This window comes from Paenibacillus methanolicus (assembly GCF_008124765.1).
GTDB lineage: Bacteria > Bacillota > Bacilli > Paenibacillales > Paenibacillaceae > Paenibacillus_Z > Paenibacillus_Z methanolicus.
Genome location: NZ_VNHS01000008.1, coordinates 1 through 13,716 on the forward strand (window position 1 = coordinate 1; position 13,716 = coordinate 13,716).

Genomic DNA, 13,716 nt, shown 5'->3' on the forward strand with positions numbered 1-13,716 from the left:
TCTTCTCCGCCATAGCCGGCATCCGCGATGATCGTGCCAGGCAGCGCACCTAACGCGTGTTTCACTTTCTCCAGATGCGGCTTCAGGCATCTGGTGTCCGTTGGACGCTGGTGAACGCTGTATCCTAGGATGAATTGGTTCTCGGTTCCGATCTGCACATTGTAGCCGGGTTTGAGCTGACCATTTCGCATATGGTCTTCTTTCATGCGCATGAAGGTGGCGTCTGGATCTGTCTTACTGAAACTGTTGCGGTTGCCCAAGATGGTCTGTTGGGTTTCATACTTTTGAAGACGTGGAAGCAAGTCCTTGCGAATGCTGCGCATTGAAGAACAGCCGTGAAGATGGATTCCAGCACGTTTTTCATGCGCTCGGAACGAAAACGGTTAATGGTACGGAAGTCTGGGCGCTGCCGCGCGGCCAGCCACATGAACATGATGTTCTCGCGCACGGCTTTCGCGATTTGGCGCGAGGAGTAGATCCGCTGCGTGTAGGCATAGATGATGATTTTTGTCAGCATTTTGGGGTGGTAGCTGTCCCGACCGCCGCCGGGATAGGCTTTGGTGAAGAGGCTCATGTTTAAACGGTCGACGGCTTCGTTGACGATGCGAACGAGATGGTTTTGAGGGATATCTTCTTGCAAGTCCATTGGCAAGGACAGTTGGTCCATGATATATTCTTTGTACAAAAGAAGTCTCTCCTTTTTATATGGTTGGGTGGTACCTCCATTTTAACAAGGAAAGGCTTCTTTTTGTTTTGAAATTTGGAGTAGGGTTACCCGAACGGAGAGGTGAATGCTGCTTTCCCTTCCAGGGAACGCAAGCCAATCACCTTTGGTCGCATGATTCTGGAGAAGCGTCAGCGTTCGCCTTTGTGAGCGGATTCCTACCCTAGCCTACTACATTCAAGGAATCCGGGAACAACAGCGATCGGAAGAACATGCGACCGCGCAGTGGATGCGGTAACTAAAAAACATGCAATTGAAACAGGGGTGTCCCAACGTCATCTTTATGATGACTTTTGGGACACCCCCCTTTCGCTTGAATTAACGCTTAGAATTCTCTGGAATGAAACGCTCCGCGCCGCTAAAAGACGGCGACGGGCGTTTCACCTTGACTTGCTTTAACCGGATTGCTCCGTCGTCGATTCAATAACGCCTAGCCGACGCGCGCGCTCCAGAATAGCCAAGAACGTCTGCGTATCCGAAGGCAGCGTGTTGTCGACGCGGTTTAGCCGCTCCTGCAGCGAGGCGATCACGTTGTCCCGCTCGGACAATTGAGCCCGCAGCGTCTGAATCGTCTGCTCCATCCCGTTCACCTGCGACTGATGCTGCTCGGCCAGCTGAATAATGCCGGCCAGGAACGCGCCGGTCTCGGCTTCGCCTGCCTGATCGTGCGCCGGGGCCGATGTCTTGAGCAGTTGGCGGAAGTGAAGCACGGTGTTCCGTCCGCGCCCGGTCAGCTGTTTGCGCGCCAGCTTCGCCTGTTTGATTTCCTCGTTGTACTGCTTGCGCACCTCGGAATTCCAGCGGAAGCCGCAAGCCGCCGACGTGCGGCCCAGGCGCTCGCCAACCGCGTCGAATGCGCCGAGCTGCGTACGGCCCTCGCGGATATATTCCAGCACGATGCCCGCCAGAATGGCGTCATCTTCAGGGGTCCATTGATCTTTTCGGTTTAATTTCATAAGGTTATCGCCTTCCTTGTCTCGTATGCTACATCTCTCATTATTGCCAAAGACTCGCGTTCGATAACAAGATTGGGCGAAAGAATGCTATTTATTTGGGCAACCTTTAAGCCAGACGAAGCACCGCGACCGTCACGGAATACGGCGGAAGCTGAATTTCCGTCTCGCTCCCGTTCAGATGGAGGACGGATTCGCGCGGCGCGACGCGCTCGTCGCCTTTGCGATTCACGTTCGGCACGTATAGCAGCGTCTCGTCTCCGCTAAGCGTGATGACCTTGCCTTCCTGCCGGGCGGCGATGCCGTGAAGCTGCAGCTTCGTGCCTTTCGAAGTCGAATCCGGATTGACGAGCTTCACATAGACATGCTCGCGGTCGCGGGTTACCGAGCTGAAAATTTCGTGGTTGTACGATTCCAGCTTGTAATCCAGTACGCGGCTGGTCTTGTCTCCGTCCGTGAATGAGCAGACGAGCCGGTTTCCCTTCCCCCCGCCGTAGTCGACCGTTACCGTATACGGCCGTCCCGGCGCCATCCGCATATCGCCGCACGCGCGCAGATTGCCCGCCGCCGTGCTGGACGAATAGTCGCCGAGCGTATAGCCCTCAACGCCTCGCTTGAACACCTTCACGGCGGCAATATCGCCGGCGGCATAGCCGACCGCATATTCGATGGCGTCTTTCCGGTCCGTCTCGATCGCCGTCACGCCGACGCCGATATAGATGCCATCCTCGTCCGACAGCCTCGTCGCTTCCGCTTCGACCTTATAGTTCGTCCATTGGTCGTTATAGAGATAGATCCCGTTGCGCCCGCCGGCTTGCGGCTGCAGCACGAGACCGTCCTCCGCGTCGATCGCATACCCGGCGGAGCCCGGTATGACCGACCAGTCCGGATGCAGCGGCTCGCGGAAATCCTGCTCCAGCAGCACCGCTCCGTCCGCATTCGACGTCACTTTGATCCGCTTCACGCGAACTTCCGCGCCGCCCGCCGCGATCTCGATTCCGCCGCGCGGAATCAGCGGCGTCAACTCCCCGCCTTGGTAGGAAGCGAACCGCGTCGGCACCGTCTCCGTTCCCAAATACTTGGCGAACAGACGCTGCGCATAGTAGTTCGGCGTGTACCAGACCGTCTCGTCGTCGAACCAGATGCAGTCCGGCGTCCAGCGGTACGTGCCGTCCGTCAGCACCTTGTTGAACAGCGGCGCCGTCGCGGCCAGCCGCACGACGTCGGCGTTGTTCTCGAATCCGGTCATGAGCGCCGCTTCGGCAATCGCGCCCGCCAGCGTATTCTTATCGGTCGACGCGTATTCGCCGACGAACACCTTGGAAGTCTCCCGCTCGTTCAGCGTGCCGTCCGGATTGTACACCCGGTAATAATAGTTATAACGGTCCGCGTTATTCAGCAGATAGTCGTTGGACCGATAGTAGTGTTCGTCCGCGATCGTATCCATGTAATTCGGCTGCCTGTCGTACCAAGAGATCGTCTCTTCGGTATCCGTCTTGCCGTCGGTGAAAGTCACCGATGCCGTGCCCGTCAAACCGCCGGCAAGAAACTTCCAGCCCTGCTGGAACGCGTCGTCATCCGCCTGCGCGCCGACGGTCGAGATAATATGCAGCTCGTAGCCCGGATAATACCGCTCCATGTAGGCATCGATCTCGGCCTTGAAATGCTCGAAGCTCGCGAAGAACTCGGCGCCCCAGTTCTCGTTGCCCACGCCGAGATATCGCAAGTCGAACGGCGCTTCATGCCCCATCGATCGGCGCATGGCCGCCCATTCGTTGCCATCGAAGTCGATGCTGATCGCGAAGTCGATCAGATCCGTAAAGTTCTTGACGTAGTAGTCGCGCAGCGCGCCGCCCGCGGGGTGGACATAATCCGAGCGCGCCTGGCACAGCACCCCGCACGCCATGACCGGCAGCGGCGTCGCGTTCAAGTCCTCGGCCAGCTGGAAGTACTCCATGTAACCGAGCCCCATCGTCATCATATAGCCCCAGACGTTGAAATTTTCCTTGCGGCGCTCGACCTCGCCCACGGAATCCTTCCAATCGTACACGTTGTCCCAAATAAACGAGCCTTCGGAAATGCAGCCGCCGGGGAATCGCAGGAACGTCGGGTGCAGATCCAGCAGCGCTTCGACCAAATCCCGGCGAAGCCGGTAATTCGGATTGCCCGCGTAGTTCGCGTGCGCGGTCGCCGAGCGCGTCTCTTCCTCCGCGCCCCAGACGTCGGCCGGCACAAGGGACACCATGTCGACGGAAATCTCGCCTTCGAATACGAGCGCCAGCTGACTCAGTCCTGTCGAGGCTCCCCTTAGCGCGATCGGCGATTCCACGCCGTATTTCCGCCAGTGGCCGCCGCCTTCGATCGCAATACTTGTTTGCGTGCTGACCGGCCGGCCGGCTTCGTCGCGCAGCTCCAGCCCAATCGCGCCCGGACGGTCCGCTTTGGCCCAGACCGTGAACAGATAGCGGCTGCCTTCGCGGATGAACATGGCGCAGTGCGCGTTCGTATCGGCGAATCCGCGATTAAGCAGCGTCGCGCCGTCTTGGACGGTCACGTAATGCGTGTTCGTCTCCGCGTCCGCTAGTCCGAGGTGCTCGTTCAATCCGCCTTCATGACGTACGGACACGAGGTCAAGGTCGCCTGACCAAGCATGCAGCGGCTTGCGATTGCGTCCGGTCGAGCAGCCGCATGCGCCGCTCGCGTGGGAATACGTATCGAATTCGAACGATTCGAAGGAGCGGTTCTGCACGAGCTCCGCGTAGATGCCGCCATCCGCCGCGTTGTTGATATCTTCATAGAAGAGACCGTACATCGTCGGACTGACCGCAAGGCCGGCGCGGTCGCCGTCCACGTGCAGCGTGTAAGGCGCGAGATGGCTCGGCACGAGCGTGACGCGATACGATTGGAGCGCGGTGTACGAACCCCGGTTTAGCGCGGCGGTGAAGATGACCTCCGTCGGTTCGCTGCACTGCACGAACCCGCCCGAACCCGTAATTAAACGCGGATGGCTGGAATTCCAAGCGACGTGCGCTTTGCCGCCCATTAAGGCATTCGGCAGCTCGATGTCGCCCGTTATAATCGTACCCGGGAACGAGAGGTACTTGTCCCGCGCCAAGTGTACGATCTCCTCATCGGTGAGCGATTCGCACATGACGGCGATGACTTCGTCCTGCGCGAACCCCGCCGCGTAGATGCGGAAATCCGCGATCGAACCGGCGAAATCGGCATCTGCCGCATACTGCGACTTGCCGATGTAGGCGCTTCCGTAGTTGTCCATATCCGAGAACGTGGCGAACCAAGCACGGAGCTTGGCATACATCCCGCTCGACGTCTGGCTGATCGTGCCATCTCCGATCGCTTCGCCGTTCACGTAGACGACCGGACCCGCGCTGCTGCGGGTGCCGCCTTCGGTACCGGAAACCGCCATGGCGATATGCAGCCATTCGCCGCCTGGATAAGTTTTGCCCCCGTCCGCGACGAGATCGCCTTCGGCATGACAGACGCCGCGCAGATTGCGGGTCAAGAAGAAATAGGGCCCCTCCGGTCCTTTGCCGAAGTCGAATATGCGTTCCCAAACGCCGCCTTTCCCGAGATACACCCAGGCGCTGATCGTGACGCCGGTCGCGTCGGTAATACCTTTGAGCAGACCAGCCGGCAGACGGAGATACGACGTGCCGCTAGCGCCGCCTGCGAATTCCGCGGCCGGACGACCGCTCACGGTACGGATAACAGGCGGATTCGTTCCTTCTGCCGCCGCTTCGCGTCCGAATCCGGAGCTATCTTTGCCGATCGCCCCGGCATCGTCGAATCTGTAATGCGCGATCAGCTGCTCGCCGTGCGCAGAAGATGATGCTTGTCGGTTCATGACCTGTTCTCCTTATGAGCTGTATAGTGTAGGCATGAGTCATTGATACATTTGAGTAATGTTTTTATTACACAGTAAATATATTTATAATCTTTTATCATAATAGCCGCTCGTGTTCGATTTATCAACTAAAAGCAAACAAAAACGGTAAGCTAAACCCACCGTTTTGTTAATAGAATTATTATTTGGTTTAGCATGCGGTGTCCGTTAGGAGCAGCGAATATCCCAGCCTACCGGATGGCTCTCGTCGACCATGTCCAGGACGAATTTGTATCGCCCTTCCGCTTCGCCGTCGCTTCGAAGAGCGCCGCGATTCCGCATACGACAATCGCGAACACAATAATCGGCCAGCGCGAAATGCCGCTGCTTGTGTCGGATTGGCTCATGGACGTTCCTCCTCTTCTTCCATAAACCCGGCTTCTTCCCCATACCGAAGCAGCGCGTCGTATGGATCGCCCGACAATCCGAGCACTAGCGCGAACGCAGGCTCCGTCTTCATGCCCTGCCGTTTCAACTGCACGATCGTTTCTTTCAATCCTGGCCGGTCAGCCATTAACCGATGTTCGATCATCATGTGGCGATACGCGTTCTGCAGCTTTGCCGGAACGGGCTGTCCGAACAATTCGAACGCGAAACCGTCGTATCGAAAGTTGGCCGTCACCGTCGGTACGCCGCTCACCTCGAGCTTCGCCGTCTCGAAGCCCGACAGATGGCCATATTGCCTGCGGACGATGGATTGAAAACGATCGGCATCCCGTACTTCCATAATGACATCCAGATCCGATCCGTCGACATCGATGCCGATCGGAATCGTGCCGCATAAGACGGGCTCGCAGTCGGCCAGCGTATCCATGAGGCCCAGTCGCGTAATGGCGAGGAAAGCCGCGCGTTGTATGCTTGTGCCCGCTTGCAAATATTCGATTGTCATGAACATCCCGCGTTCCTCCATGTTCCCTGTCGGATCGATCATTATCCAGTTAGCGCTCTCAGAATCTTCTCTGTCCGAAAAGGTTTTGTCAATCCCGCGACGAATGGAGATGTTAGCGCCAACTAAGCAAAGGATGATCCCCTTGAACCAGACGACTATCGCGACAACGCCGATGTCCGACACCGCAACTTGTCCGGACTGCGGCAGTCGCGTCCCTCATTACCATCAGTATACGACCTGGTGCGAATGCGGATGGAATCTTCGCCCCTATCGACCGGAAGAAGAAACCCGATTCGAAGGCAAACGAGCCGCGGCCGGAAACCGGAGGGGCGAACGCATGCTGCAGGAGATGAAAGACGCTATGTCTCTCTCCGTAACCGCGCCAGGTTGGAAGAACAAGATCTCGCTATATATATGCGCGTCCATTATACACCTGGCTACGTTGTTGCTGTTCGGCCTTGGCATCTGGCTCATCGCCGCCAATGGCTTGCATGCCCCTCTGCTGTCGGGTCTAGGCGCGCTGATGCTGGTCATTTCATTCTTCTCCTTGCCTTCGCTCGGCAGAACCGATCGTCAATCGGTGCTAGCTCGAGAGGAGTTTCCGGCGCTCTTAGCCCTAGCAGATCGCATCGCCGATAACCTCGGCGCGAACCGCGTTCACGGACTGCAAATTTCAGAAGCGTTCAATGCCACGTACACGGAGATCGGCTGGCGAAGACGCAGCTTCGTGACTTTAGGTCTGCCTTTAATGACGATTCTTACGCCGGAAGAGAAGGTCGCGATCATCGCCCATGAAATCGCGCACGGCGCGAACGGCGATCTTACCCGCGGCTTGTTCGTACATACGGCTTTCCGCGCGACCTCGCAATGGTACGGATATTTGTCGCCCGATCGGGATGGCGGGGGCATATTGGCGCAGGTCACCGAGCTGGCGATGCGCGGTCTGTCTCAAATTCCGCTCGCGCTGCTTCGCATCCTGTCGCGATTAAGTCACGACGACCAACAGCGCAGCGAATATTACGCCGATGCGCTGGCCTCCCGCGCGAGCGGAGTTCGGGGACAGATGGGATTGACGCGCAAGCTGCACATCGCCGAGTCCTTCCAAAGCTGTCTGCAGCGCTATGTGCTCCAAAAGCAGCAAGGCGATTTCATCCGGATGTGGCAGGCGTATGCCGAACAAATCCCGCAAAGGGAAATCGAGCGTCTGGACCGGGTCCAGCGCTTAGAAGGTTCGCGACTGGACCACACGCATCCGCCGACGCCGTATCGGCTCGAATTACTGCACGGGCTGCCGCCGGCCTTGCCTTCCATAGTTATAAGCGCGCACGAGCATGAAGACATTTGCCGCGAGCTTGCGGTTTTCCACGAATCGGTTAACGCCCGCTTGAAGGATGAGCTTATCGATCGCTTGTATGCTTGACCAAAATAACCCCTCCGGCACCCGCGCGTCCCACGCTTCGGGCATCGGCAGACCGAGCGCCCGCGCCGCGACCGCGGCCGTATCCGTAATCGTGATGCGCTCGTCCAGACGATTCCCTGCCGCAATGCCGGGACCCGCGCAGCACCAGAAGATGCTCCGGTCCATCGGATGCCCGCTGCCGTGGTCGTTCGGATGCTCCCCGCCGCCTCCGTGGTCGCTGACCAGAATCAGAAGGCTGTTTTCCAGCAAGCCCTCCGCTTCTAATGCATCCTCGATAATTCCGGTATGTTCATCCGTCGATTCGATGCTGCGCCATTGATGCCCCGTATCGTAGCCTTCCTGATGGCCGGCCGCATCCGGCAGGTCGAATTGAACGAACAGCAGTCTGAAATCCGGATTCGCCCGGATATAGGAAGCCGCAGCCAGCGCGATTTTCTTATCCTTTCGGGTAATCCGCTGAATCCCGGCGGTTGTCGTCTCCGGCAGCCGAGCCGCTTCCTCATCGGCGAGCGCTTCCGCTTCGGCCGTTTCTTTATGTACGTCCAATCCATCCTCGATAATACCCGCGTTAATCGGATGCCATGAGCTGAAGGCGGCCAGCTTCGCATTCGGCTCTCGCTCCCGTATTACGCGAAATAGGGAAGGATACGGCGAATCTGCGGCGAAGGACTCCCGCGCGGCAATATCGTTCGTCAAGCCGTGTTTCTCCGGCGAGACGCCGTGCAGCAAGGACCCCCAGCACTGCGCGCTGATCGTCGGCATGACCGTCTGCGCCTCGTAACCGATAACCCCTCGAGCCGCAATATTATCCAACGTTGGCGTTTGCGCCTGCCGCACGAAATTACCCGCTCCATCCCACCCGATAATGACGACGCGTTGACACTCTCCCATGTATGACGCCTCCCCGAATAAATTACGATCATCTTACGCCTAGCGGAGAAGAAAGGTCAACACAAAAACAACAAAATACACAATTCATTTCATTTTCGTGCTTTACGGCTTCCCGAATATAAACGTACGATACAACCTTAAACATTAGGACGCACAAAGACTACAAGCGAAACCTACCATGTTGTCCGAAGTTCACTGCCCTATTGCACAGCATTCGGAATAGTTGTTTTTAGTTGTTTTTGTGTTGACTTTGTAAACGCGCGGACGTATGATGAACCTATTTCATCCATCATCGGATTTAACAAGGAGAGGATCGCCGTGCTCGTCGCCGTTTTACTCGTATTAAGCTCCGGGCTTGCGCATGCCGTGTGGAATCTATTCACGAAGCGAAGCCAGGATAAGCAGGTGTTTCTGTGGCTCATCCATATCGCGTCCGCCATCATGCTGCTGCCCTTCTTCTTGATCGAAATCTCGCGCGCCTCCATCCCCGCGGAAGGCTGGCTGTTCATCGGCATGTCCGCGCTGTTCCAAATTGGTTATGGACTGCTGCTGCCCCAAACGTACCGCTTCGGCGACATGTCCCAAATGTATCCGATCATGCGCGGTACGGGGGCGCTCTTCGTACCGATCCTAAGCGTCTGGATCTATCGGGAATCGCTCTCGGTTCCCGGCTGGTTGGGCGTCGGCTGCATCGTCGCCGGCTTGTTCGCGATCAGCGGCGTGGCGCGGCGTCGTCCGATGCACGGCCCGGAATCCCGCAAGCTGCTGCTCGCCCTCGCGGTCGGCTGCTGCATCACCGGATACGTCATGACCGACAAAATGGTGTTAAACTGGCTATCGCCCGTCGCGCTGATCGAACTCGGCAATCTCGCCTACGTGCTCGCCCTTCTGCCCGCCGTGGTCAAGTCCCGCGGCATTCGGCGCGAATGGGAGGCGAACCGAAGCACGATTTTGCTCGGAACGATCTTCTCGCCCGGCTCCTATCTGCTGTTCTTGCTTGCCATGACGCTTGCGCCGCTGTCGCACCTCGCGCCCATCCGCGAGATCGGGACCGTATTCGGCACGATATTCGGCATTTATTGGCTGAAGGAGCAAGCCGGACGATCGCGAGTCGTCATGTCAGCCGTCATCACGGCCGGCATTCTCGTCATCGGTCTCTGGGGCGGTTCTTAACTTGCGCCAGCAAGTCGATCTCCCTTCTCATATAGACGGCGAAATCGATCAGTTGCTCGCTGCACGGCTGGTTCTCGTCCGGATGACCGTTGTCCGTATATTCGTTGACATAATACCGCACCACGCCGCGATACCGCTTTGGCAGATTCGATATCGCCCACTCGCCGCCCTCCTTTTTGGAAGAGATCGCGCCTTCACGCCAATAATGAAGCACCCGGCACAAATTAAGCGTCACATACAACGGGTTGCTTTCCGCATCCGACACCGCATTCTCGATATCCGCTAGTATAGAGGCTTCATAATAGGAGAGATCAATGGGCTGGCATAACTCGTGCAACTGAGGACCGTACAACGTGATTCCGCGATGATAGGCGATCGTCAGATGCGCTGCCAAGTCAGGATCTGCATACCCGTTTCCTCCGCACACATAATCCTCATCCGCCCGGTAGCGGTCCCGATGGAAGTCGGAGTAGTGAAATTCGAACGGAGTCTTATAACGAAAATCGCGCAACGCATCTTCCAGGACGACGCTTAGCTCCACGCCTCGCCCTATCGCAAGACGATCGTCGTAATCGAGAACACGGCGTGCCAAACGCCTGCATGTATCCTGTCCAAGCGGCTCCTTCACCACGATGAGCAGGTCGATATCGCTTCGCTTCGGGTTGAAGCAGCCCATCGCGACCGACCCGTGGGCGTAAACGCCGGTCAGCCCTGCGCCAAGCTCTTCTTGAAATAACCGGACCGCCTCGTCCAGCGCTTCGTTTAACTCCATATGTCCACGCCCTCCTTTAAGTTTCCATTATATCGTTCGCGACAATGTATCATCCTCAATCTACGCGTAATGCGCGCACGGAGCCGTTCCATGCTCGCAAAAAGGAGCTCCTCTCCTCGCCGCCGCGAGAATGGAGCTCCTCTTGATCGCTGATCTATGCGATTAAACCAACAAACCATCCTGCTTCAACCGGTCGAACAACAGATGGCTCGCCGCCGATACCCGTTCGCGGTCCGCGTATGTCAACCAGACGATCTCCTCGATCTCCGAGGCGGGCCGCAGCTCGCCATCCGCGTCGGCCGCGTAGCAGGTCAGCCGGACGTGCACGCCCTCCGGCTTGCCGTCCGCTTGCGCTTCGAACGTGCCGCAGGCCTTGATCGTCTCCGGTATGATGCGCACGGACAGTTCTTCTTTGATTTCGCGAGCCAGCGCTTCCGCGTCCGTCTCGCCCGGCTCCCGCTTCCCGCCCGGAATGTAGTACAGCTCTCTTCCGAACGATCTTGCGCCAAGCAGCTTACCTTCCGATAGCTTCACCCAAGCGATTTTATCAATCATAGTCGTCACGTCATATCCTCCGACTTCTGCGTCATGCGTTTCTTTTAGTATAACGCAACCGGAATGGCCTGCCTAATGTGAATGCGGCCCGACAATCACTCCGGCGTGCAAAAGAACTTCCGGCAAACTTTTTCAACGACACCGCTTCAAAATCGACAAATTTTGATATAATGAACGTAAACTAGCAAGTTCGATATTCTATGAGAGAAAAAGAGGTTCCGCCGCCTATGTCGTTCTCCAATTATCTCACCCCTGAAGAGCTTCGCGCGCTGTTGCTCGAAGAAGCTGCCGATCCGTCCGGCCATGCCGCTTCGCCGATTTCCGAAGGCCGCGACGCCTGGTCCGCTTTAGCGCATCGCGTCGACAAGCTGGAAGGCGAAGTCGCTCGCTTGAAGGAAATATTGAAGACCATTCAGCAAACGGCCGCGGCCGACGGGCACCCACCCACCGCCGAACACGAGGAGGGGCAGCCGGAAATCACCGCCGATCGCGATGGCCAGGCACCGCCGGAGCCGCTGATGCATGACGACGCAGCACCGGGTTTCGCCACGGAGCCTGAAGATTCTGCCGCTTCCGGTCCACAGCAGACAGAGGACCCTGTCGCCGAATTGCCGATGCAGACGGTGGATGATCCGGAATCGAGCCCGATGTCTCAGCAGGCACCTGTTCAAGAAACTCCGGATACACCTTGCCAGGCAAGCGATCCGAAGCCTCTGCCGGATAGTCAGAGCAGCGTCCAGCCGGAACCGGACGTCTCCCTGCTCGCCGTGCATGCGGACGAGTCAGAACACGCGGAGGAAACCGGACAAGCCGACTTGACGGATGCCGTACCACCGACGGAACCCGAAGACTCGCCTTCAACGACACCGGTCGGCGTAACGGCCGCCCCCGCGGAACCGATTTACATTCCCCCGCACTTCCGTCACGACGGCGATCTCGCGCCTCGCTCGCAGCGGCATCCGAGGCCGCAGTCCTGGCTTGCGAGATTGAGAGCCAGATGGAACCATTCCTAACCGCGAGACAATATCGCGGACATATCGACGACGGCCGCGCGGTTGATCAGCGCGGCCGTTGTCGTTAGCGTTCGTTATACCCTTCCGGGATGTAGCTGTTCATCTTCTCGATCCAGATCTTCTCCCGCTTCGCCGCTTCTTTCCGGTATTCTCGGATGGTCCGCGTCGCCTGATCGGACGACTCGGCCTGGAACACGTCCTTATAATCGAACATTAATTTGTCCTTCGTCTCGATGCGTTCGAGCACCTCGAATTCGAACGCCTCCGGGCCGTACTCGTTCCAATCCGCTTGTAGCAGCTTATTCGCGTGCAAGCCGGTCTCGAGCCCGAACAGCTCGCGGTTCCAAGCGCCGTCCAAATTCGCAGATGCCCCGATCAGCCGGCGACCGTTCGCCTTGTTGGTAATCGAGAATACGCCCATCCGACGCTCCTTCTCCTGATAGCTCTGTACGAGCTGCTTGCGTTGTTCCTTCTTGTTCATGTCGATCGTTCCTTTCGCTTCTTATCCCTTCAGCCAATACGAGCTGCCGTCTTCCTTCCGGTCCAAATAGCCGTATTCGATCAAATATCGCCGCAGCGTCACGTAATCCTCTTCCCAGAACGGCTTGAGCCGCTCGTTAATCTCTTTCTCCGAATAAGCGCGTCCCGGCTCGAACTTCGTGGCGATATGACGTAATATCGCGATTTTCTTCTTCTCCTTGCGCGGGAACGATTCCAGCGGACCGTCAGGCCCTTTCGGGAAATATTGCTTCAGCATCTTCTCGTAGTCGTCTTCCGTGATCGCGTATCGCTCGTCCACCCGGGTCGCCGTCCGGTGAATCGGCACGAATCGCGGCGCTTCCGGGGAGACGCCGGTCTCCATCAGTTCCATGACCGCCAGCAGCAGCTTCGCCTGCTTGGCCTTCTCCTTCAGGACGAAACGGTGGTTGCGAATCGTCGACGCGCTGCCCGAGCCCGCGCGCTTCACGATCTCGGCATCCGACAGCCCGGAGGCGAAGTCGCGAATAAGCTCCTTCTGCAAATCCGTCAAGCCGGTCGCCTTCTTATCCAGCCCGAGCAAATACGCCAGCATCGAGCCATGTACGGTTTCAAGATGATGCTGCGCCATTCGGCGCGCTTCATACATGCGGTCGTCATAGCCAGGCACCCGGTATACGACGCCGTCCTCGTATGTCTCTCCGCAGATAAGACAGCTGTACGCGCCCGACGTTTCGTCCACGACATATCCCCGCTTCAAATCTTCCAGGCCGGCCGACCAAAAACGTTCATTCAGCTCCATATCTAAACACTCCATTTTTTCGTTTATTATTTATATAAACAATATACATCACCGTTTGTTATTATTCAATCTCCTTTTGCCTAAATCGAATACCATTGCAACCGCCGCATAAAACTTATACGCCCCTAAATGTCAAAAAACCT

Annotated in this window: 11 protein-coding genes and 2 pseudogenes; 3 read left to right on the top strand and 10 right to left on the bottom strand. The window is 57.4% G+C overall.

Annotated features, from left to right (window positions below; genetic code table 11):
- From BCM02_RS20395 to BCM02_RS20410, 5 genes and pseudogenes are all read right to left on the bottom strand, one after another.
- Positions 1-685: pseudogene (locus BCM02_RS20395) on the bottom strand (transposase); the annotation flags it as partial.
- Between the two features lie 434 nt (positions 686-1,119).
- Positions 1,120-1,680, bottom strand: coding sequence for an RsfA family transcriptional regulator (locus tag BCM02_RS20400; RefSeq protein WP_148930986.1), 561 nt, complete (start codon positions 1,678-1,680; stop codon positions 1,120-1,122).
- A gap of 106 nt (positions 1,681-1,786) precedes the next feature.
- On the bottom strand, positions 1,787-5,542 hold the full coding sequence (locus BCM02_RS20405) for an alpha-L-arabinofuranosidase C-terminal domain-containing protein (protein WP_148930987.1): 3,756 nt from the start codon (positions 5,540-5,542) through the stop codon (positions 1,787-1,789).
- Positions 5,543-5,772: 230 nt separating this feature from the next.
- The gene (locus tag BCM02_RS35355) at positions 5,773-5,928 is read right to left on the bottom strand and encodes a hypothetical protein (protein ID WP_187434328.1); all 156 of its coding nucleotides are present in this window, start codon (positions 5,926-5,928) and stop codon (positions 5,773-5,775) included.
- Complete coding sequence (locus BCM02_RS20410; RefSeq protein WP_148930988.1) at positions 5,925-6,476, bottom strand: DUF4269 domain-containing protein; 552 nt, start codon at positions 6,474-6,476, stop codon at positions 5,925-5,927. Before BCM02_RS20410 ends, BCM02_RS35355 begins: the two co-directional genes overlap by 4 nt.
- A gap of 517 nt (positions 6,477-6,993) precedes the next feature.
- Here BCM02_RS20410 and BCM02_RS36040 point away from each other — a divergent pair.
- Positions 6,994-7,695 (top strand): annotated as a pseudogene (locus BCM02_RS36040) (M48 family metallopeptidase); the annotation flags it as partial.
- A 51-nt stretch (positions 7,696-7,746) separates the two neighbouring features.
- On the opposite strand, the gene BCM02_RS20420 reads toward BCM02_RS36040, so the two are convergent.
- Entirely contained in the window at positions 7,747-8,781 is a 1,035-nt protein-coding gene (locus BCM02_RS20420; protein WP_148930990.1) for an alkaline phosphatase family protein, read from the bottom strand.
- A 318-nt stretch (positions 8,782-9,099) separates the two neighbouring features.
- Here BCM02_RS20420 and BCM02_RS20425 point away from each other — a divergent pair, with 318 nt between their 5' ends.
- A complete protein-coding gene (locus tag BCM02_RS20425; RefSeq protein WP_148930991.1) occupies positions 9,100-9,954 on the top strand; it encodes a DMT family transporter in 855 nt (284 codons plus the stop codon).
- Here BCM02_RS20425 and BCM02_RS20430 read toward each other — a convergent pair.
- Together BCM02_RS20430 and BCM02_RS20435 are read right to left on the bottom strand one after the other, a co-directional pair.
- Positions 9,929-10,726, bottom strand: coding sequence for an aminoglycoside adenylyltransferase domain-containing protein (locus BCM02_RS20430; protein ID WP_148930992.1), 798 nt, complete (start codon positions 10,724-10,726; stop codon positions 9,929-9,931). The genes BCM02_RS20425 and BCM02_RS20430 overlap by 26 nt on opposite strands.
- 162 nt (positions 10,727-10,888) lie before the next feature.
- Positions 10,889-11,290 (bottom strand): NUDIX hydrolase, encoded by a 402-nt coding sequence (locus tag BCM02_RS20435; protein WP_222871024.1) that lies wholly within the window; start codon positions 11,288-11,290, stop codon positions 10,889-10,891.
- Positions 11,291-11,508: 218 nt separating this feature from the next.
- On the opposite strand from BCM02_RS20435, the gene BCM02_RS20440 reads away from it, so the two are divergent.
- Positions 11,509-12,294, top strand: coding sequence for a hypothetical protein (locus tag BCM02_RS20440; protein ID WP_148930993.1), 786 nt, complete (start codon positions 11,509-11,511; stop codon positions 12,292-12,294).
- 64 nt (positions 12,295-12,358) lie between these two features.
- Here BCM02_RS20440 and BCM02_RS20445 read toward each other — a convergent pair whose 3' ends face one another.
- Both BCM02_RS20445 and BCM02_RS20450 read right to left on the bottom strand, forming a co-directional pair.
- On the bottom strand, positions 12,359-12,775 hold the full coding sequence (locus tag BCM02_RS20445) for a GIY-YIG nuclease family protein (protein ID WP_148930994.1): 417 nt from the start codon (positions 12,773-12,775) through the stop codon (positions 12,359-12,361).
- Between the two features lie 21 nt (positions 12,776-12,796).
- Positions 12,797-13,573: a DUF2087 domain-containing protein gene (locus tag BCM02_RS20450; RefSeq protein ID WP_148930995.1), complete on the bottom strand. Its 777-nt coding sequence runs from the start codon at positions 13,571-13,573 to the stop codon at positions 12,797-12,799.
- Positions 13,574-13,716 lie beyond the last annotated feature (143 nt).